Here is a 1682-nt window from a genome sequence, read left to right on the forward strand (position 1 = left end):
ATTCTGGTGCTCGATTGCATCGAGTACCTACTTACATAAAAAGATAAAATAGAGCGTTTGTAACGCGGCAAACTAAAACAGGAGAAACTTTAAACAAGTATATTCCTGTTTTTTTCATTGCTTTTCTTTTAAAATTAATACATTTAATTAAAAAAATGTCTGAGAAATACAAAGTTATTGACAGTATGGTACCTACTTTTATTACCATTACTGTTATTGATTGGGTTGATTTATTTACACGTCCCGTATATTGTAATATCTTAGATGAATCGTTGAATTATTGTATTAAATAAAAAGGATTGAGTGTGCATGCCTATGTTTATATGACAAGTCATATTCATTTAATAGTTACTGCATTTGATGTGGAGCTGCAAAATGTGATACGTGATTTTAAGAAGTATACCTCTAAAAAATTAATAGCCGCAATACAAGTACTTCCAGAAAGCAGAAGAGATTGGTTATTAAAAAAATTTAGTTATGAAGCTCAGAAATCAGGAAGGGCTAAAAATTATAAATTATGGAAAGATGGTTTTCACCCTGTTATCTTAGACACTCTGGAAAAAATAGAACAACGAGTAAATTACATTCATTATAATCCAGTTGAAGCAGAAATTGTATTTCATGAAAGAGACTTTGTAAATAGCAGCTATAGAAATTATGAAGAGGAAAATACTATTTTTTGTAACGTAAATGTGGAACCTTTATGGTAACTTGTTTAAATAACACGCGTTGCAAACGCTCTATTTTCGGTGTTTAAGTAAGTAGGTACTCGTTGCAAACGAGCACCAGAGGGAGCTAAGTGAAAAACGCTTTCAAAACCTTGTTATCTACCCATCTGGCGCTCGTTTATCCTTAATTCTGGTGCTCGATTGCATCGAGTACCTACTTACATAGAAAGATAAAATAGAGCGTTTGTAACGCGGCAAACTAAAACAGGAGAAACTTTAAACAAGTATATTCCTGTTTTTTTTATTGCTTTTCTTTTAAAATTAATACATTTGATTAAAAAAATGTCTGAGAAATACAAAGTTATTGACAGTACGGTACCTACTTTTATTACCATTACTGTTATTGATTGGGTTGATTTATTTACACGTCCCGTATATTGTAATATCTTAGATGAATCGTTGAATTATTGTATTAAAGAAAAAGGATTGAGTGTGCATGCCTATGTTTATATGACAAGTCATATTCATTTAATAGTTACTGCATTTGATGGGGAGCTGCAAAATGTGATACGTGATTTTAAGAAGTATACCTCTAAAAAATTAATAGCCGCAATACAAGAACATCCAGAAAGCAGAAGAGAATGGTTGTTAAAAAAATTTAGTTATGAAGCTCAGAAATCAGGAAGGGCTACAAATTATAAATTATGGAAAGATGGTTTTCACCCTGTTATCTTAGACACTCTGGAAAAAATGGAACAACGAGTAAATTACATTCATTATAATCCAGTTGATGCAGAAATTGTATTTCATGAAAGAGACTTTGTAAATAGTAGCTATAGAAATTATGAAGAGGAAAATACTGTTTTTTGTAACGTAAATGTGGAACCTTTATGGTAACTTGTTTAAATAACACGCGTTGCAAACACTCTGTTTTCGGTGTTTAAGTAAGTAGGTCATCGTTGCAAACGAGCACCAGAGGGAGCCAAGTGAAAAACGCTTTCAAAACCTTGTTAT

Annotated in this window: 3 protein-coding genes; all 3 read left to right on the forward strand. The window is 31.7% G+C overall.

Going from position 1 to position 1682, the window contains the following annotated elements; genetic code table 11:
- Nucleotides 1-155: 155 nt before the first annotated feature.
- The 3 genes from P8M54_RS02005 (at nt 156) to P8M54_RS02015 (ending at nt 1565) form a co-directional block, all read left to right on the forward strand.
- Complete coding sequence (locus tag P8M54_RS02005; protein ID WP_300284458.1) at nt 156-293, forward strand: hypothetical protein; 138 nt, start codon at nt 156-158, stop codon at nt 291-293.
- A 12-nt stretch (nt 294-305) separates the two neighbouring features.
- A complete protein-coding gene (locus P8M54_RS02010) occupies nt 306-710 on the forward strand; it encodes a transposase (RefSeq protein ID WP_300284461.1) in 405 nt (134 codons plus the stop codon).
- A gap of 300 nt (nt 711-1010) precedes the next feature.
- Nucleotides 1011-1565 (forward strand): transposase, encoded by a 555-nt coding sequence (locus P8M54_RS02015; RefSeq protein WP_300284464.1) that lies wholly within the window; start codon nt 1011-1013, stop codon nt 1563-1565.
- Nucleotides 1566-1682 lie beyond the last annotated feature (117 nt).

The sequence above is a fragment of the Flavobacterium sp. genome (assembly GCF_029242675.1).
In the GTDB taxonomy this organism is placed as follows: Bacteria; Bacteroidota; Bacteroidia; order Flavobacteriales; family Flavobacteriaceae; genus Flavobacterium.

Coding starts and splice junctions, on each gene's coding strand:
- P8M54_RS02005 (WP_300284458.1), top strand. CDS start 156: ATGTCTGAGAAATACAAAGTTATTGACAGTATGGTACCTACTTTTATT.
- P8M54_RS02015 (WP_300284464.1), top strand. CDS start 1,011: ATGTCTGAGAAATACAAAGTTATTGACAGTACGGTACCTACTTTTATT.